The sequence below is a fragment of the Thalassobacillus pellis genome (assembly GCF_016908295.1).
Taxonomy (GTDB): Bacteria; Bacillota; Bacilli; order Bacillales; family Halobacillaceae; genus Thalassobacillus; species Thalassobacillus pellis.
In genome coordinates this window covers 524,204-542,133 of the sequence record NZ_JAFBDO010000003.1, presented here as the reverse complement: position 1 = coordinate 542,133, position 17,930 = coordinate 524,204, and the positions used below count along the sequence as shown (strand labels likewise).

The window sequence follows — 17,930 nt, the reverse complement described above, 5'->3', positions numbered from 1 at the left end:
GCCATTAGAAAACCGTCACTCGTCCTTCTGTGAATGCATCCGTTCTTCTTATTGTTGGAACTTTAAAATTTCCACTACATCGTAAAGTTCTTTGCAAAATTTTATACATTCCGGATGCATAAACAAACCCATCATCAAACGATGATGGGCACTATTATTATTTATTTTTATTACCAGGGGCCGTAGCCATAACCTCCATAATATCCCCCATATCCGAACGGGTAACCACCGTAATATGGATAAGGATACGGATAAGGATAGCCGTATAATCCCGGAACAAGTAATCCGCCTATTAAACCTCCTGCAAGCCCTGTAGCAAGGCTGCCAAGAAAAGGATTAAATCTGCCATCCTCATAATTTCTCATATCATACTCATAGCCTTCGGGCGGGTGCATCCCGTCATAATATACAGGCTCAGGATAATAACCGTAATAATCCATCGTTCTCCTCCTTCAGATGATTCAAGTCAAATGCCTACTCTACAGGCTATGAAGGAATGGATATTCTGAGTGGGCGTATGCGGATGCCATCCAAAAAAGCTCCCGGTAAACCGCGGGAATCGGGTGGGTTGCACTTTAAAAAAGAAGCAATTTCGAATAATAGACCAACCCTTCTTATTCATATATTTAGCTTAAAACCTTGAAGGGTGATTGAATGGATATTTGGACAGCAGCGGGAGTCACTATACTTTCAGGATCTGCGTTGTATGCCGGTTATAGATACTACTTCTCGAAAGAGTCATGCTCGGTTATAAAATATTTGTTCTCCAGATCCCCCAAGTCCGTAAAAAAACACCTCATCAGTATTATAGAAGAAACAAAGGACTCCCTGGACATCGCCATTTTTCTGTTTACTGAAAAGGACTTTATCCTTCCATTATGCCGTGCTGCCCAAAGGGGAGTTGATGTCAGGGTGATTTCCGATCGAAAACAATCCTTGAAACCTAAACAAGCAGAAAATATCCGTGTTCTTATAGATAACGGCATACCAGTAAAAGTAAATGATTATGATGGGAGCATGCATTTAAAAGTCATGATAGCCGATAAAAAACTTGTCACGGCGGGCTCTTATAATTTCACCTATTCCGCTGAAAATAAAAATGATGAAGTGGTAGTCGTTATCCGTGATAAAAAGATTGCCGAAGAATGGCAGGCATTATTTGAACATAAATGGAAAGATTCAAGAAATTATAGCACCTTCACCAGTCACGCTTTCAAAAAGCATGCATAGAATATTCCTTTTACAAACTATCATGTTTAGCTCCTTCTATGAATAATTTCATAGAGAGAGGTGAGTTGATGACAAAATATGCGGATATCATTATTGTTGGAGGCGGCGTAATGGGCTCAAGCCTTGCTTACCACCTCCTGAATGAAGGTTACACAGGGAAAGTTGTTGTATGTGAAAAAGATAAGCTGTATGAGTTTGCGTCCACTCCCCGTAGTGCGGGGGGGATCCGTCAGTTGTTTACTTGTGATATCAATATTCAAATCAGCAAATTCAGTCTATCAAAATATCAGACATTCCCTAAAGATATGGCAATAAACGGAGAGCCTGCTGAAATTGATTTCAAACAGCGAGGGTATCTTTTCCTTGCAAAGCAAACCTCCCTGCCCCATTTGAAAGAACAAATGACCCTGCAACACAAATATGATGTTCCTTCCCGTTTGTTGAATAAGAACGAACTCCTTGAAATAATCCCCGAATTAAAAACGGATGACCTTGCAGGCGGATTATATTGTGAAGAAGACGGTTACCTGGATCCATATTCCGTTATGCAAGGGTATGCAAGAAAAGCACGGCATCTTGGGGCTACCTATGTATATCGCGGAGTGGAAACCATTTTGACTGACCGAAACGGAATTTATGGTATCAGATTAGAAAACGGGGAACTCCTGTATACGAAAAAGGTCATCAATTGTGCCGGACCTTGGGCAGCCGCCCTAAGCGAAAAAATAAACCTCCCGCTCCCGGTCGTCCCGCTTAAGCGACAGGTGATCAAGTTTGACATCGCTGAGCCATTATTGAACAAGCTTCCTCTGACAATCGATCCGACAGGCGTCTATTTCAGGCATGAGGGAGATGCACTCATCTCCGGTTTTTCAGAGAAAGTGAAACCGGGTTACGATTTTTCATGGAAACGATCCTTCTTTGAGGAACAGCTTTGGCCTGTCCTCGCCCAGCGCATTCCCAATTTTGAACGGGCAAAAGTGCAAGGTGGATGGGCTGGCCTCTACAGCTTTAATACTATTGACCAGAATGCCATCATCGGAAAACACCCGGAGTTAAGTGGCTATTATCTGGCGTGCGGATTCAGCGGGCATGGAATGCAGCAGGCGCCGGCGGTTGGAAAGTGTCTGGCAGAACTTTTGATGACAGGAAATTATCAAACATTAGACCTATCCCCGCTCCGCATGGAACGTTTTAAGGAAAATGATTTAATCATAGAGAAAGCTATCGTATAAAAACCTTATCGAATATCTTGCAAAAGTGGAGGGTTGATTAAAAAATTCGTGTAAGGGACCAGCCTCTATAACTGTAATAAAAGGAAAAACACCGCCGGGAAATTTCATATTCTCGGCGGTGTTTTTCCTTATTAAAGACGGATGGGACTGCCTTTTTAACTTTTAATAATAATATGGGTACGGATAAGGGTAAGGAGGATAATATGGGTATGGTGTCAAATACGGGTACAAGGCCAGTGAAGTCAGGGCGCCTAAAGGGAAAAACCTGCGCCTGAATCTTCGGAATCTCCTCCGTGGGTAACCACCATAAAACTGGCGATCCTCTGAGCCAGCTTCACTTCCCTCATCCATGACATCTTCGCCTACAAGCATGGAAACGCCTTCATCATCCACATTTTCTATAATACCGTCCACGGATGTGCCATCTGCCATGTTAATAACAACGTGATAGTACATGTATTGCTGGCATTGGTCTTTCATAGGGTTCATTTGTCCGTAATGGCTGTATTGCATAGTTCCCCATCTCCTTTCACACTGTATGTTATTCGCCCAGCGAAAAGGTGTTACTGTTAATTTCTTGTTTTGAGAATTAGCAGGAATTTTTATTAATAAACCTGAACCCTTCATTTTAATCAAAATTTGGAGGTGATGTTTTTATGTAAAAAGCAGGAGAAATATGTATCAATAATAAGAATAAGAAAGGAGCTGGGAAAAAACTGAATAAAGAATAAAATAATCCGAACGATTTCATTGAATAAATCAGTTCGGATTATCTGTGTACCTGGAAATATTTTTTCCCATCGCTTCGTCCAAACACTTCGCTTTCCGCGGGCACGGCCTCAGCTAACTTGGTCAAGAAGATCGCTTGACCAAGTGGATCTTCGACTCGCGCTGTTCCCGCAGGAGTCTGCGTATTTGTACTACGCTAATGCTCTGTGTATACACGATTCATTTTTAATCGTTCGCTTCTGATGCCATTGTTTTACTTATATTCCAACCTCAATTCATATGGTGTTGCATTTCACTCTAATTTTTCCATTTAGAATCAGCTAAAACAATCGCAATCTGATCTTCCACTTCCTGTAGATCGTCAACCACGTAATTATTAAGTACGATGGAAAAAATCAGCGGTTCTCCGGTAGTATTAGTTACGTACCCTGAGAGGGAAGTAACTCCTGTCAAAGAACCGGTTTTAGCCTTTACATTTTCTTCCGCAGCAGTACCCTGCATACGATGACGAAGCGTACCACCCACAAAACGTTCACTATTTCCTGCAACAGGCAAGGATTCCAGGTAAACCGGGAACCACTCTTCCCCTTGCGCCATATACAACAATTTGGACAATGCGTTAGCGGAAATCATATTGACATGAGACATACCTGAACCGTCACGCAGCCGCATCCCTTCTGCATTTATATCGTTTTCTTCCAAGAAGGATTGAACAACTTCGAGTCCTTTATCAAAGTCCCCCTCCCCATGAACCACTTTGCCCATTTCCTTAATCAGTACTTCCGCATGCGTGTTGTTACTCAGTTTCATAAAAGGAATCATTAACTCTTCAAGCGGCATCGACTCGTGCCTGGCAATAATGCCTGGGTCGTCCCTGTAGTTCTGGAAGCGATCCTGATCCTTCACTTTGATTCCCTCTTCTTCCAATGCTTTCTTGAACAAATCGAGAGCAAGTCCTGTCGGCTCCCATACAGCTACCCATGAGCGCGCCCTGCTTCCTTCAAGTGGAATTTCCCCTTCCACAATGATTTCATTTGTCCCATGTTCCCTGTGAATGGAAATATCCTTCGGTTCGTCCAGGCTGACAGTTTTAGTACGGTTGATCACTTTAACATAATCGGTTGACGGAGTAACTTCAATGCGGGCTTTTTTCCCTTTTTCATCTGCCGGATAAGCAGCCACAATCACTGTCCCTGCATCATAATCTTCGTTTGGAGACACGGAAAGGGCTGAGATTTGTGAAGCATAGTAATTATCTTCGTCATTCCAGGAGATATCTTCCGATAGCCGTTCATCATCATACCAGCTGTCATCAGCGATGACACTGCCTTTTACTTCACGAATGCCTGCTTCTTTCAGTGATGCTGCCATCTCTTGAAAATCTTCCTCCATTAATGTGGGATCACCTTTCCCCTTTAAAATCAGGCTGCCATGAAGTTTATTACCTTTCACCTCACCGGCAGCAAGCACTTCCGTTGTAAACGTATAATCTTTTCCGAGTGTTTCCAGAGCTGCTGCTGCTGTCAACAACTTCATATTGGAAGCAGGCTTAAGTCTGGTATCAGCAAGATGCTCAAAAATCAGTTCTCCACTTTCGGCTGATCGCACGCTTACACCAGCAAGAGCACCATCCAGGCGGGGATCAGCCTGTAGTATTCCAGTCAATTCCTTAACTAAATCCCCCTGCTCACCTGCTGTTGAAACCAATGGCGGGTCATAATTCTGGTAAGGCATAAACATCACCAGGACAGCAAGCATCACTACAAACAATGGTATGTTTCTTTTTTGGAACATAGATATGTATCTCCTCCTTGGAATGATATGGTAACTTTACATTAACAAAGTTTACAGAAAATTTTTATAATTATTGAAGCAATTTTTAAAAACAGAACTATTTACCGTTCTACTCGTATCTTTTGCCCTAGATGAAAATTTCCATCCATATTTGTCTGATTGTTTCCTTCCTATATTGTTCCGTTTACTACAGCCAAATATTGGTTATAGTCCAATAAACACGAAAGGATGTGAAGCAATGCAAGCTGTTACGTTTCAAGGAAAAGAACAGATGAAAGTCAAAGAAGTTGAGACACCATCCATCCAACAAGCGGATGATATGGTGGTTAAAATAACTGCGAGTGGAATCTGCGGCTCTGATCTCCATCTATACAAAGGCGGAATCGAACCGAAACAAGACTATGTCGTCGGTCATGAGCCGATGGGAATTGTAGAGGAAGTCGGTTCCAATGTGAAAAACCTGAAAAAAGGTGATCGTGTCGTCATCCCGTTCAATATTGGCTGTGGAGAATGCTTTTACTGTAAAAATCAAATGGAAAGCCAATGTGACGAATCCAACCCTCACGGAGAAATCGGCGGACTGTTCGGATTCACAGAAATGTTCGGAGACTATCCAGGAGGACAAGCTGAATATTTACGCGTGCCTTACGCTGATTTCACTTCTTTTAAAGTACCTGAAGACAGCAGCCTTGATGATGAAAGTGTGCTTTTCTTATCCGATGTCATTCCAACCGCTTATTGGAGCGTTGAAAAAAGCGGTGTAAAAGAAGGAGATAAAGTAGTTGTTCTAGGCAGCGGTCCAATTGGATTGATGGCACAGAAATTCGCTAAATTGAAAGGTGCCGAACGTGTCATTGCAGTCGATCAAATCGATCACCGCCTGGATCACGCCAAAAAGACAAACCATGTGGATACATTCAATTTCAGAGATAACCCTGATATTGGTTCCTTATTACACGAAGAAACTAAAGGTGGAGCAGATGTTGTCATTGATTGTGTAGGTATGGATGGTACCGTGCCGCCAAATACCGAATTTGGTTCTGAATCTGACAATCAGTTCGGGACCATCAGCCCGATTGTCACAGCTTCCCAGGCTGTCAGGAAATTTGGTACTGTGCAGTTGACAGGTGTCTATGGTACCGAAGCAAATAACTTCCCTATCGGAGACTTCTTCAGCCGTAATGTTTCCTTAAGTATGGGGCAGGCACCAGTCATCCACTTGATGCCTAAACTGTATGATATGGTGGAGAACAATGAATTTGATCCGACAGATATCATTACTCATAGACTCCCTCTTGAAGAGGCGGCTAAAGGTTATGATATCTTTGATAAAAAAGAAGATGGCAACATCAAAGTAATATTGAAGACATGATCCAACTATCAGCAGTCCGCATAGGGCTGCTGATAATTTATGCCTTCCAAGGCAGTTATTTTTGGCCGTAAAGTATTACTTAGCGATAACATGGTTAACTTAACCATAATAGTGATGCTACGGACAGCGAGGGATAAATATGTTTGATACTGCTTTGATCTTAGTAATGATTATTGGAATTTTAGGAATAGGGGCGCAGTGGATCGCATGGAAATTCAAGCTTCCTGCCATTGTAGTCATGTCGGTCACCGGACTGTTGGCGGGCCCTTTCCTTGGAATGATGAATCCTCAGGAGACACTTGGTGACTTATACAAACCGACGATTTCGATTGCAGTTGCTATTATATTATTCGAGGGCAGCCTCAAACTTTCATTTCGAGAGATCAAAGATTTGAGTCATTCCGTGCTGCGAATCGTAACACTTGGAGCTTTCATCTCCTGGATACTCGGTTCACTCGCTGCCCATTATGTCGCTGGTCTTTCCTGGGCAGTATCCTTTGTAATCGGGGGACTCTTGATTGTAACGGGGCCTACTGTCGTCCTGCCATTATTACGACAGGCTCGTTTGAAGCCTCGTCCTGCTTCCATTCTTAAATGGGAAGGAATCATTGTCGATCCTCTCGGTGCCTTTCTTGCTGTATTCTCTTATGAAATCATCCTGTTCCTGTTTTTAGAGGAAGTAGGTATTATCACGTTGTTCTTATTCTTTCTCGCTTCTGTTTTCGCTATCTTTTTCGGATGGATACTTGGAAAAGTAATTGCCTGGATGTTTGAACATGGCTACAGCCCTGAATTTCTGAAAGCTCCGATTGTTTTTGTTGTGGTCATTCTCTGCTTTACCATCCCTAATGAAATCATGCATGAAACAGGATTGATTTCCGTAACAGCGATGGGAATCACACTTGCAAATTTGAATATATCTTCCATCAATGAAATGAGACACTTTAAAGAAAACATTTCTGTACTGTTGATATCGTTTATTTTTATCCTGCTGACGGCTTCCTTGTCGCTCGAAACTTTAACGGCAATGCTTGATATACGCATATTGGGCTATGTTGCACTCATGTTATTTCTCGTCCGTCCTATTTCCATTTGGCTTTCGACCATCCGTACAGATCTGACTGGCCCTGAAAAAATTCTTGTCGGCTGGATAGCTCCACGAGGGATCGTAGCCTTGACAGTTTCCGGCTATTTCGCTCATATCCTCGTCGAAGAAGGATTTGACGATGCCACTATCCTGGTTCCGTTAACGTTCGGTCTCGTCTTTGCTTCCGTGGTCGTCCACGGTTTCTCCATCAAATGGCTGGCATTAAAACTCAACATCGCTGCAGAAGAAAAGCCTGGTGTAGTAATGATAGGCAGTAATCCTTTTACAGTCGAACTCGCAAAAAGTCTGCGCGATTTGGAGGTGCCTGTATTAATAACAGAAGCTTCATGGAAGAAAGTACAGGAAGCCAAGCAAAATGGCCTGAAGAAAATTTACTACGGGGAGATTTTATCGGAGAAGACAGAATACCGCCTGGATTTAACCCCCTATGAATATTTGATCGCAGCTTCAGAGCTTGATTCGTATAACGCTTTGGTATGTACTAATTTTCAAACAGAATTTGGGAGGAATAATGTTTTCCAGCTCAGCCTCAGAGAGCATGAAACCGATCACCTGAATGACCTTTCTCACACGAAGCATGGCAATATTCTCTTTGATGACGGTCCGACATGGGAATTAGTTAATGGCCGGATTGAGGAAGGATATGTTTTCCTGCCACACTCGGTAACGAAAGAAAATCAATTCCAGGATTATGTCTATCAGCTTCCAGAAGAAGCAATGATGATCCTTTTGATTAAAAAATCAGGTAATATTGAATTTTTCACTGAAAACGATACACCCTCCGGAGAAGAAGGCGATACCCTCCTTACCCTGATGCCTGACGGGAAGTGAGTTTAGAACTTTCGATACGGTGCCTAATCTCGGCAACAAATCAGCTGTTCCCATTCAAAGTCGGAATTTTTGAAAACGAAAAGTTCGGGTAATAATAAACAATAACAGGGATAAAACCGCACTTAGAGGAGACAAGTAAATGAAAAAGATACTTAATTACCTGTTAGCTGCAACTGCTGTCCTTCTGTTTGTCTGTGGGATAATTCTTGTTTATTTGGTTATTGCCGATCTCCAATATAACGAAGAAGCCCCCGTTCATTACGACTCTGATTATACGGACGCTCATGCACCTTTTGAAAATAAAACTTGGCTTGTCGCCAATTCCTTATGGCAAAAGCCTTAGTTTTACTTATACTAAACCTTTAATAAAGATAAACATTCTTAAAGTGTAAAATAAAAAGCCACCTGGTTACAGGCGGCTTTTAAGCTATTCCTCTAATAATGGATGGATAACATCAACTCTGTTCGTCCATATCCCCCCCGAATAGTCATCAGGCAGACGTTTAAGGTCTTCCTCTGAATCGAACCCTTCCGACCATGTCCCATTCCCGGCTACTAAAATGACTCGAGTCCCTGCTCTTTCCATTCGGTTTAAAAACTTATCAGGCCATCCCCATAACCAGGGAGCAATGTTTTCAGGCAAATGAATTTGTGAATGTTTACATGCCTCTGGGACATATCCTGTCCACCCAGTTGTCAGATAAGGAATCAAGCAGCTTTTCAGCGTTTCCTTACTCATCACCCTTACCTCGGGGAGCTCTTCTTTCAGCTTGGCAATCGGTTTATTCCCTCCATAAACAGTAAGCAATTCCAACTGTTCTGACGGTAACTTAGCTAGATGTTCGGCCAATAGTCCACCTTCCTGAGGATCATCACTTTTGATATGTATCAAAAAAGATTTATCAGGAAAACGCCTTAGTACCTCCCCCATCTTTGGCATCATGCCAACCCCTTTCCCACGAAAAGGGTAAGTCTCCCCTCCATCTGGTGTATATCCGTAACCTATATCCAACCTTTTCAAGTGTTCCATCGTATGCTTGCGAGTAACCCCTTTACCATTAGTTCTGCAATCAAGCGTCCAGTCATGAAATACGGCAAACTTACCATCGATAGTAGGCTGGATATCGAATTCCACTACATCGGCACCAGCTGCAAAAGCAGCCTCTATTGATGGAATGGTATTTTCAATATAAGGATGTTCCGGCTCATATATTATTCGGGCTGTGCATGTATCGTATTCTAATCCTTCCATAGGAAAGGTTTGAGCCAGCCCCCTGTGTGCCAGCAATAAAGGATCATTCTTTTCCGTTTCTGTAAAAAGATTTGAATTATTAAAGTACATGAAAACTGCCAGAATTCCCATACAAATCAAAAAAACTTTTATAGATCCTCTAAAATTTTTCATTATTCCTCCAGTGATGCCACTATTTTCGCCATTTAGCATAGCACAATTTTCGGCAAAAAGGATATTTTTTAAAAATAATGTGCAAAACACCAGGAAGGCTATCGTCATAGTATAAATCAGTAAGTAAATGGAGGTGTCCTAACTGATCCATATTGTTAAAGCTGGAGAAATATTGAGCCAGATTGCACAAGATTACCGAACACCACTCCCCTCAATCATCCGTGCAAATCCAGGGATCAATCCTAATCTGATTTATCCCGGCCAGAGAATTGTCATTCCAGGCTTTCCACCTATAGAGACAATTCCTTATCGAATAGATGTTTCCATCAACAGACGAAGTCTGAGATTATACAGAAATGATGTACTACAAAAAGAATATCCCATCGCAGTAGGCAGGATTCTTCACAATACACCTATCGGAAGCTTCATCATCATCAATAAGGCCCCAAACCCTGGAGGACCTTTTGGCACCATGTGGATGAGCCTGTCAAAAGAGCATTATGGCATACACGGAACAAATGACCCGAGTTCCATTGGAAAATCCGTATCCAGGGGATGCATCAGAATGCATAACAAAGATGTGGAGGAACTCGCGCGGACAATACCGATTGGCACGCCTGTCACGATTCATCCATAAGGTGACTGAAAAAGGGCTGTTTCACATACAATCTTACTTTGTCTCCATGTAATAATATTCGGTAATTTCCTGTCGGGGGATGCTTGCCGCGGGCACGGCCTAAAGTTTTCTTGGTCAAGACACTCGACCAAGCGGGGATTCTCCCCTTCTTCTCCCATGCGTCACCGTAGAGGTTTATTCCTAATCATAGACATTAAAAAAGATATAGAGACTTTCTAGACATCATAAGGGGTTGACTGTATTAGTCAGCTCCTGTTTTCATATGTCCACGTATCAGCCTGATTTGTCCACGATGGTTAAGTTCATCTTCGAAAACATGGAACCAACGGAAATAGTTGTTGGCAACATGATCAGGGCCGAACGGTGTTTCCTTATCCAGCCATTCATCATCTATTTCTTTAAACAAACGCAACGTTTTTTCTCTGGCTGTACTCAATTTCTCTATGTAGAATGTGAGATCATCATTGTAAATTCTTTCATGTGCTTCTTCCCCAATCCTTAGGCCCGCCTCCAGCTTTTGTAATTCTGCTTCATTCGGATCTCTCTCTTCAAAAGTTAGTATTTGGTAAACTTCCTCCACACAAGCTATATGAAAAAGCAAGCACCCGATTGAATTTCCTTTACCATCAATCCGGTAATCCAATTCCTCTTTCTTCAGTCCATGTACTGCCTCGCATGTTGTTCTCCTAGTATATTCCAACATAGTTAACAGCCTGCCTATTGCTGTTGAATATCCTTCCTTTTTGTCAATGATAAATCGTTTGTCCATCTTAGTTTCCATCCTTTTCGCCTCCTAAATATAAAACCACCTCAACATAAATTGGACAGGGACAAAGATATCTCCTGCAAAAAAATTAATTGACCAAATCCCCACCCCCATATATACTTATATACATAACTATATAACCATATAAGTGAAGACGAAAGGGGTGAATTCTTATTGAATCAAAAATTAGATGACAGTAAACCAATTTTCATCCAAATCAAGGAACGGATCGAAGACCAGATTGTCAATGATCACTTAAAAGAGCATGAACAAATACCTTCAACTACACAACTCGTTAACTTTTATAAAATAAATCATTTAACCATTGCCAAGGGAATCAATTTGCTGGTGGACGCTGGGATCATTTACAAAAAAAGGGGTGTGGGAATGTTCGTAGCTAAAGGGGCTAAGGAGAAGCTGCTGGGTCAGCGTAAAGATATGTTTACGGATCAATATGTCCGCCCAATGATCGAGGAAGCCGCCAAACTGGAAATACCAGAAAGCGAAATAATGAAAATTATAAAACAGTTAAAAGGAAGTGATTATTAATGGGATACGATATCGAAATCTCTCAAGTCTGTAAAAACTATGGGAGCTTTGCTGCGGTCAAAGATATTTCTTTACAGCTGAAGAGTAACAAGATTTATGGGTTATTGGGAAGAAATGGTGCAGGTAAATCCACGCTTCTCTCCCTCCTTGCATCCTTCTGTCAACCGTCAAGTGGAAACATAACTGTCAACGGAAAAGATCCATTCGAAAACGCTGAAATAATGTCCCAGGTCACTTTCGTATATGAGACAGATTATAGTGACGAGACCGAGAAGGTAAAAGGAATGCTTGAAGCGGCTGAACGCTATCGGCCTGATTTTGACCGAAAGCTTGCAGATGAATTGGTGAAATTGTTCCAGCTCCCTTTGGAAAAACAGGTGAAAAAGCTGTCCCGCGGAATGCAATCCGCATTAAATGTGACAATCGGGATTGCCAATCGTTCGCCAATCACCATTTTTGATGAAGCCTACCTTGGTATGGATGCACCTACACGCGAGGTTTTTTATCAAAAGGTACTGGAAGATCATGCAGAACACCCACGCACAATCATCCTTTCCACCCATCTTGTATCAGAAATGGATTATTTATTTGAAGAGGTCATTATCCTTGATAAAGGGAAATTAGTGTTACATGAGCCAATTGACCAGTTGATGGACCGTGGCATCTCTATCACTGGCGGCCGGCAAAAGGTAGATGAATTCATAAATGGAATGAAGCAATTAAACAGCCAACAGCTGGGAGGTACCAAATCGGTAATGGTTTACGGAAAAATAAGTGATGAAAAGTTAAGGGGAGCTAGGCAAGCAGGGTTAGAAATTGGGGCTGTATCGCTCCAGGACTTGTTCATCCATTTAACCAGCAAGGAGGACGATTATGAAAATGTTCAATAGTTATAAAAAAGTGGCTGTCGATTTATCATGGGTACAGCTGGTATGGACCGCATGGTTCCTTGCTATCGTATTTCTAATTTATTTCCTGTTTCGTTTCATAGGCGGAGAAGTCACCATAAATTCCCAGAACCTGGATACCCATAGTTTTCTCACGTTTGCTTATCACCCTTCGAAAATTTTCATGCTCGTCATTGGTATTATTTCAGTCTCTGGATTTCTCACCTTCTTTGCAAAGCAAGGAGTAACTCGCAAAAACTATTTTTACGGAGCTGCAATATCTTCTTGTGTTGTTTCCATTATAATCATGGTGGCCGCAGTCCTCATTACCGCTATTGAACAATTCATTAATCCGGCAGACGCTACAGTCTTATTTTTAGGGCCTGAATCCACCATGCTATCAAGTGTACTGACGTTTACATTAAATATCCAAGTATATTTCATGGCGGGATGGATAATTGGAGCTGGATTTTATAGGTTAGGTGGCTTCGGCGGGATTCTTTATATCGTTCTTGCAATTATCTTCATTGCAGTATCGGATGACATCTTATGGGAATCTGAAATGAAAACCCCTGTAAAAATGCTGCTTAATATTGATGTTATGTGGAAACCGCCTTTAGCTTTTTCCACCATAGGCTCTGTTGTTCTTATAAGCGCCATGCTAGTGATTGTCCGTTTTACTACCAAAAGAGTCCGAATTAAAATGAAATGATTACCTACAAGGAGGAAACAATGTTAACTTTAGAAAAACTCTTTAATTGGATGCTAGTCATAGGGTTTGCACTGATGATCGGCAGACTTCTGACATTTTTGTTTTTACTTCTCGATATTCCGTTCACCACTTTTTTCAAAGATTATAACGGAATTTCATTCGCGATTTTGATTATTGGATTAATAGGAACCCATGTAATGAAAGACCACCGAAAATAAAACAAGGTTGGGAGAGTAAACAGTATCCTGTAGAGACCCGAACATTTAAAATTGCCGGGTCTCTAGAAGTTAACTAGAAAGTTAAGCGGGAATTGTAAGGGCTTGTCCGGGATGAATCAGGCTCGGATTAGAAATTTTATTAGCAGCAGCTATTTTCGAAACAGTTGAACCAAACTTCCTGGCAATACTGTAGAGCGTATCCCCTACTTTCACCACATAAATTGTAGTTTTTCCAGGAATGACAAGCTGCTGCCCTGTCCAGATCAATGCTGGATTATGAATATTATTAGCTCTCACCAGACCATCGACTGTTACATTATATCGCCTGGCAATGCTGTATAAAGTATCCCCGGCTTTTACCGTGTAGGTACTTCCACCAGGTTGTGTCGGATGAGACGGACTTCCTGCAACCGGAATCGTCAACAGCTGGCCGATCCTAATAAAATTAGCATTATCCAAGTTATTTGCTTCCATGATTTGTTTCACAGTAACGCCATATTTTCTTGAAATAGCATACAATGTGTCACCGGTTTTAACTAAATGGGTTATCCCACTTGGCATAGGGTCCAGCTTCAATATCTCGGAAACGGTAACCAGATGATACCCTTTTGATTTTAATGTTCGGATAATATCAGATAGGGCAGCCGGTGTGCCAGAAGCTCCTGCACCTGTATGCATAAGCACGATTGACCCTGGTACAATGTTGTTGACGACTCGGTGATAAACTTGGTTTTTAGAAAGACCTTTCCAATCGAGTGTATCAATATTCCAATGGATGCTATAAGAATAACCAGCATTACCAACAGCAGTTAGTACATGAGAATTCACGGAGCCAAAAGGTGCCCTGAATAAAGGTTTGGTTGATTTCCCTGTTGTACTTTTTACTATAGATTCAGTACGATCAAGTTCACTTTTTATCTGAGTGGAAGACAGCTTGGTAAAATCAGGATGACTATAGGAATGATTGGCCAATTCATGTCCGTGGGCGGCAATATTCTTAATGGATTGAGGATGGTTTTTCGTTCCGGAGCCAGTGAGAAAGAAGGTAGATTTCACTTTGTGATCAGAAAGCACCTGAAGGATTTTATTGATGTTTGTACCATCGGATCCGTCATCAAATGTCAGTGCGGCCATTTTACCTGTGGTACTTCCTTTTGTAATGAATTTAGAAGCAGCAGCTTCGGTATGAGGAGTAACAGAAAGGAAAGTGGCAAAGAACAAGGAAAAGACTACAGTAAGCTTCCACAGCCTGCTCATTTTTTCCACCTCTATTCAGTTTTTTAAAGAACCCAACCACTGGATTGCTGTGAAAAAATCTTCACCCCTTTCTTATTTCTGAAAATTTCGTCTATTTAAATCTATTATACAACTTTTTTGTCGAATAAGCGCTAGCATTGTCTCTTTCATCAAAATATTTTCTACACTAAGTAAAAAATGGGCTGTATTTAAGGTTACATATAATTGAAAAGATTGGTAAAAATAGTCATGTTACGAACAGCTTAGTGAGTAGGAAGTGGATATGAATGGAGTTTTTCAGCAGCCAGGAGTCATTGACGGTCTATCAATGGATACTGCGAGCATTGGTTGGCTTTCTATTTTTATCTCTAATTGCAAAAATTATGGGCCAAAGATCTATTTCCCAATTAAGGTTTATGGATTTCGTTATAGCACTGATTATAGGTAATATCGTTGCCCATCCCCTTTCCGATGAAGGATTAGGTATGAAAGGATCCTTGGTTACGATGAGTGTCCTGACCATTCTCTATTTATTGGGAATTCATCTGACATTGAAATTAACTCCTTTCCAAAAGCTGCTGGACCCTCCCCCGATAAAATTGATTGAGAAAGGGAAAATCAATTATCACAATTTAAAGAAAGCCCGCATTACGATTGATAGCCTGCTTACGGAGCTGCGCAAAGAAAACATAGATGACATTCAAAAAGTTGCCCTCGCTCTATGGGAGACAGGAGGGACAATTTCGTTTTTTTTTAAAACCGAAGTACCAGCCCCTCACCCCCTCTGATATGGGTATGGCAACTAAACCTTTCTCTCTTCCGCAAATTGTCATCAAAGAAGGGAAAATTCATAAAAATGAGCTCCAGCAATTGGGAAGAGATGATACATGGCTTATGGATCAACTCACGCAGAAAAACGAAGCTTTGAACAATGTACTTTTAGCTACCCTTGATGAGCAAGGTAACCTGACCATCAGTCCTTATCAATGAATTATTAAAATAGCATTCACTCGTCCTGTTGTTAATATGTCAGTTTCCCTCCCTTTGCATCTAAAATTTATCCTTAGAGTTTCTTAGCAAAAACTTTATGCTTTCTTAACGTAAAAAAACCTGTCTCTGTTTATAAAACAGGACAGGTTTTTTACGTTCAGCCAATAAATTTAAATCTACTGACTTGCTGCGTCAGCTGTTCCGCCAACTGAGCGAGATCATCTGCGGTTTGGGAAACCTCTTCCATAGAACTGTTAGATTGCTGTGCTGAAGCCGCAACCTGTTCGATTCCTGCAGCTGATTCCTCAGAGATGGATGCTATTTCTTCAATAAATGTATTCATTTGGTTACTGTTTTCCGCTATATTGACAAGATTAGCCGAAATATTACGAACTCTTTCAGCCATATCAAGTACAGAATCGTTGATTTGGTCGAAGGTTTCACCGGTAATTTTAATTTGACGGGAACCTTCGCCTACTTCCCTGTATCCAAGTTCAAGAGAATCAACGACTACTGTAGATTGGGATTGAATATCTTGGACAATCCTGGTTATATCTCCCACAGAATGCGTAACCTGCTCAGCAAGCTTCTTGACTTCAGCAGCAACTACCGCGAAGCCTTTTCCATGCTCTCCGGCCCTTGCTGCCTCAATTGCAGCATTCAGTGCCAACAAATTTGTTTGCTCGGCAATATTTTCAATTACCTGGACAAGGGTGGAAATATCCCTCGACTGCTGGTCAAGCCCTTTCACTTGATTGACAGCATCTTTGACAATCTGATCGACATTCCTCATTTGGACAACGGATGATTTCATTAGATCCTGCCCTTCTTTTGTTTTTGCAAGAACATCATTAGTCATAGTAGCAACAGTTTCTCCATCCGTGTTGGCATCTTTAATTATTCTGCTGAAGTCAGTCATGTTATCTGTCAAATCCGATGCTCCATTCGCCTGGGACTCTGCACCGGAAGATAACTCCTGCATAGTAGAAGCTATCTGTTCACTGCCTTCTTTCACTTCTATCGCAGACTGAGTCAATTCCTCACTTTGACTGGAGACACGCTCGGATGTATGGGCAACATGCTGGATAACTTTATTCAGAGAACGCTGCATTTCATTAATGGCATTAGCAAGTTGGCCGATTTCATCTTTTGACTTTACTGTGATTTCCCCTTGGCTGATGTCCCCTTGTGCAATTTCCTTCATCCTTTCAACTACACGGATTACCGGTCGGGAAATATTGTTGGCAATCCAAAGCGCCAGCACCACACCGGTTAGTATCACAACTATAGAAATTATCGTTCCAGTTAAAATCTGAGTTGTTCCACTGCTTAAAATATCATCAGCCTGTGTCTGAATCGCTTCTTCTCTGTTATTAGCCATTTCCAGAAATCCATCCATCAGCTCTACCCCTAGCGGCGTTACCTTCTCTCTCAATGCTGTCAGAGCAGCTTCTTCTTCTCCATTATCATAATTGGTGAACACCTCATTCTCCACTAGTTCAAGCCATTGTCTGCTTTTTTCAACTAATTCAGCGGCTTGGGCAGAATTTGAAAGTTTAAGCAGTTCCTCCTGTAAAGCAGCCGTTTCTTCGGTATATTGATTGAATTTATCCCGATAGCTTTCCTCGCCAAATAATACATAACCCCTTGATAAAGCGATTCTTTCCGCTAAATAAAAGGACAATTTCTCATCAGTGATAAGCAATGGTAGCTGCTTATTTGTAATCTCCTCCATCTTCTGATTGGCCTTTGCATTAGCAAAGTAATTAAATACACCTAAAAACAATGTAAGCATAATGACAGCAGAAAATCCAAGCAGAATCTTGCCTTTGATACTTTTCATTTTTCTCCCCCTAATCAGTTCAGAAGATATATAATCTCTGTATATCTTATATCGGCTGAATTAATTGTCTGATTATAGAGTTTTAAAAGAGTAAGAAAATATTTTTATAGAAATTACCCACTAGAACGTCAAATTCCCAGCCATTTCTACTCTTTAAACAATTGTGGATTTTTTGTGAATTCTACCTGTTTGCAGTATTTGATATAATAAAAGGTGGTATAGTCTATCAATAATAAGAAATTGTTAAGAGTCGCTCCCCCACCAAAATAGGTCTATAGATTCATGAAACTCCCACACTTCGACCTAATTATTCAATATTTTCAAAAAATTGTAGATTTTCCTTATTTCGACATATATAATTATACTTGAAGTTAAGAAAGTAGGCGGT

General features: G+C 41.2%; 19 protein-coding genes. 12 read left to right on the top strand and 7 right to left on the bottom strand.

Annotation, left to right across the window (positions count from 1 at the left end; all coding sequences use genetic code 11):
* Positions 1-170: 170 nt before the first annotated feature.
* Positions 171-440 (bottom strand): hypothetical protein, encoded by a 270-nt coding sequence (locus tag JOC33_RS13235; RefSeq protein WP_205092982.1) that lies wholly within the window; start codon positions 438-440, stop codon positions 171-173.
* Positions 441-654: 214 nt separating this feature from the next.
* On the opposite strand from JOC33_RS13235, the gene JOC33_RS13230 reads away from it, so the two are divergent.
* Together JOC33_RS13230 and JOC33_RS13225 are read left to right on the top strand one after the other, a co-directional pair.
* On the top strand, positions 655-1,230 hold the full coding sequence (locus tag JOC33_RS13230; RefSeq protein WP_205092981.1) for a phospholipase D-like domain-containing protein: 576 nt from the start codon (positions 655-657) through the stop codon (positions 1,228-1,230).
* Positions 1,231-1,298: 68 nt separating this feature from the next.
* Positions 1,299-2,465, top strand: a complete 1,167-nt coding sequence (locus JOC33_RS13225; protein ID WP_205092980.1) for an NAD(P)/FAD-dependent oxidoreductase — start codon at positions 1,299-1,301, stop codon at positions 2,463-2,465.
* 162 nt (positions 2,466-2,627) lie between these two features.
* Here JOC33_RS13225 and JOC33_RS13220 read toward each other — a convergent pair whose 3' ends face one another.
* Complete coding sequence (locus JOC33_RS13220) at positions 2,628-2,978, bottom strand: hypothetical protein (RefSeq protein ID WP_205092979.1); 351 nt, start codon at positions 2,976-2,978, stop codon at positions 2,628-2,630.
* A 513-nt stretch (positions 2,979-3,491) separates the two neighbouring features.
* Positions 3,492-4,988: a D-alanyl-D-alanine carboxypeptidase/D-alanyl-D-alanine endopeptidase gene (dacB, locus tag JOC33_RS13215; protein ID WP_205092978.1), complete on the bottom strand. Its 1,497-nt coding sequence runs from the start codon at positions 4,986-4,988 to the stop codon at positions 3,492-3,494.
* A 238-nt stretch (positions 4,989-5,226) separates the two neighbouring features.
* Here dacB and JOC33_RS13210 point away from each other — a divergent pair, with 238 nt between their 5' ends.
* From JOC33_RS13210 to JOC33_RS13200, 3 genes are all read left to right on the top strand, one after another.
* Positions 5,227-6,360: a zinc-dependent alcohol dehydrogenase gene (locus JOC33_RS13210; protein ID WP_205092977.1), complete on the top strand. Its 1,134-nt coding sequence runs from the start codon at positions 5,227-5,229 to the stop codon at positions 6,358-6,360.
* A gap of 139 nt (positions 6,361-6,499) precedes the next feature.
* The gene (locus JOC33_RS13205) at positions 6,500-8,299 is read left to right on the top strand and encodes a cation:proton antiporter (RefSeq protein ID WP_205092976.1); all 1,800 of its coding nucleotides are present in this window, start codon (positions 6,500-6,502) and stop codon (positions 8,297-8,299) included.
* 139 nt (positions 8,300-8,438) lie between these two features.
* Complete coding sequence (locus tag JOC33_RS13200) at positions 8,439-8,642, top strand: hypothetical protein (protein WP_205092975.1); 204 nt, start codon at positions 8,439-8,441, stop codon at positions 8,640-8,642.
* Between the two features lie 84 nt (positions 8,643-8,726).
* Here the strand turns inward: JOC33_RS13200 and JOC33_RS13195 are convergent, their stop codons facing one another.
* The gene (locus JOC33_RS13195) at positions 8,727-9,704 is read right to left on the bottom strand and encodes a glycerophosphodiester phosphodiesterase family protein (RefSeq protein WP_205092974.1); all 978 of its coding nucleotides are present in this window, start codon (positions 9,702-9,704) and stop codon (positions 8,727-8,729) included.
* Positions 9,705-9,846: 142 nt separating this feature from the next.
* Between JOC33_RS13195 and JOC33_RS13190 the strand changes: the two genes are divergently transcribed.
* Positions 9,847-10,341, top strand: coding sequence for a L,D-transpeptidase family protein (locus JOC33_RS13190; protein ID WP_205093104.1), 495 nt, complete (start codon positions 9,847-9,849; stop codon positions 10,339-10,341).
* Between the two features lie 241 nt (positions 10,342-10,582).
* Here JOC33_RS13190 and JOC33_RS13185 read toward each other — a convergent pair whose 3' ends face one another.
* On the bottom strand, positions 10,583-11,122 hold the full coding sequence (locus JOC33_RS13185) for a DinB family protein (protein ID WP_420825713.1): 540 nt from the start codon (positions 11,120-11,122) through the stop codon (positions 10,583-10,585).
* Between the two features lie 159 nt (positions 11,123-11,281).
* Between JOC33_RS13185 and JOC33_RS13180 the strand changes: the two genes are divergently transcribed.
* The 4 genes from JOC33_RS13180 to JOC33_RS13165 are packed head-to-tail and all read left to right on the top strand — an operon-like array spanning position 11,282 to position 13,473.
* On the top strand, positions 11,282-11,656 hold the full coding sequence (locus tag JOC33_RS13180) for a GntR family transcriptional regulator (protein WP_205092973.1): 375 nt from the start codon (positions 11,282-11,284) through the stop codon (positions 11,654-11,656).
* Positions 11,656-12,546 carry an ABC transporter ATP-binding protein gene (locus JOC33_RS13175; RefSeq protein WP_205092972.1) on the top strand — a complete coding sequence of 297 codons (891 nt, stop codon included), beginning with the start codon at positions 11,656-11,658 and terminating at the stop codon, positions 12,544-12,546. The genes JOC33_RS13180 and JOC33_RS13175 overlap by 1 nt, the downstream gene beginning before the upstream one ends.
* Positions 12,530-13,255 carry a hypothetical protein gene (locus tag JOC33_RS13170; RefSeq protein ID WP_205092971.1) on the top strand — a complete coding sequence of 242 codons (726 nt, stop codon included), beginning with the start codon at positions 12,530-12,532 and terminating at the stop codon, positions 13,253-13,255. The genes JOC33_RS13175 and JOC33_RS13170 overlap by 17 nt, the downstream gene beginning before the upstream one ends.
* Positions 13,256-13,275: 20 nt before the next feature.
* Entirely contained in the window at positions 13,276-13,473 is a 198-nt protein-coding gene (locus JOC33_RS13165; protein WP_205092970.1) for a hypothetical protein, read from the top strand.
* Between the two features lie 81 nt (positions 13,474-13,554).
* On the opposite strand, the gene JOC33_RS13160 is transcribed toward JOC33_RS13165, so the two are convergent.
* Positions 13,555-14,730, bottom strand: a complete 1,176-nt coding sequence (locus JOC33_RS13160) for a LysM peptidoglycan-binding domain-containing protein (RefSeq protein ID WP_205092969.1) — start codon at positions 14,728-14,730, stop codon at positions 13,555-13,557.
* Between the two features lie 266 nt (positions 14,731-14,996).
* Between JOC33_RS13160 and JOC33_RS13155 the strand changes: the two genes are divergently transcribed.
* Both JOC33_RS13155 and JOC33_RS20655 read left to right on the top strand, forming a co-directional pair.
* Positions 14,997-15,497, top strand: coding sequence for a DUF421 domain-containing protein (locus JOC33_RS13155; protein WP_338054519.1), 501 nt, complete (start codon positions 14,997-14,999; stop codon positions 15,495-15,497).
* 7 nt (positions 15,498-15,504) lie between these two features.
* Positions 15,505-15,699: a YetF domain-containing protein gene (locus JOC33_RS20655; RefSeq protein ID WP_420825712.1), complete on the top strand. Its 195-nt coding sequence runs from the start codon at positions 15,505-15,507 to the stop codon at positions 15,697-15,699.
* Between the two features lie 157 nt (positions 15,700-15,856).
* On the opposite strand, the gene JOC33_RS13150 is transcribed toward JOC33_RS20655, so the two are convergent.
* Positions 15,857-17,542: a methyl-accepting chemotaxis protein gene (locus JOC33_RS13150; protein WP_205092968.1), complete on the bottom strand. Its 1,686-nt coding sequence runs from the start codon at positions 17,540-17,542 to the stop codon at positions 15,857-15,859.
* Positions 17,543-17,930 lie beyond the last annotated feature (388 nt).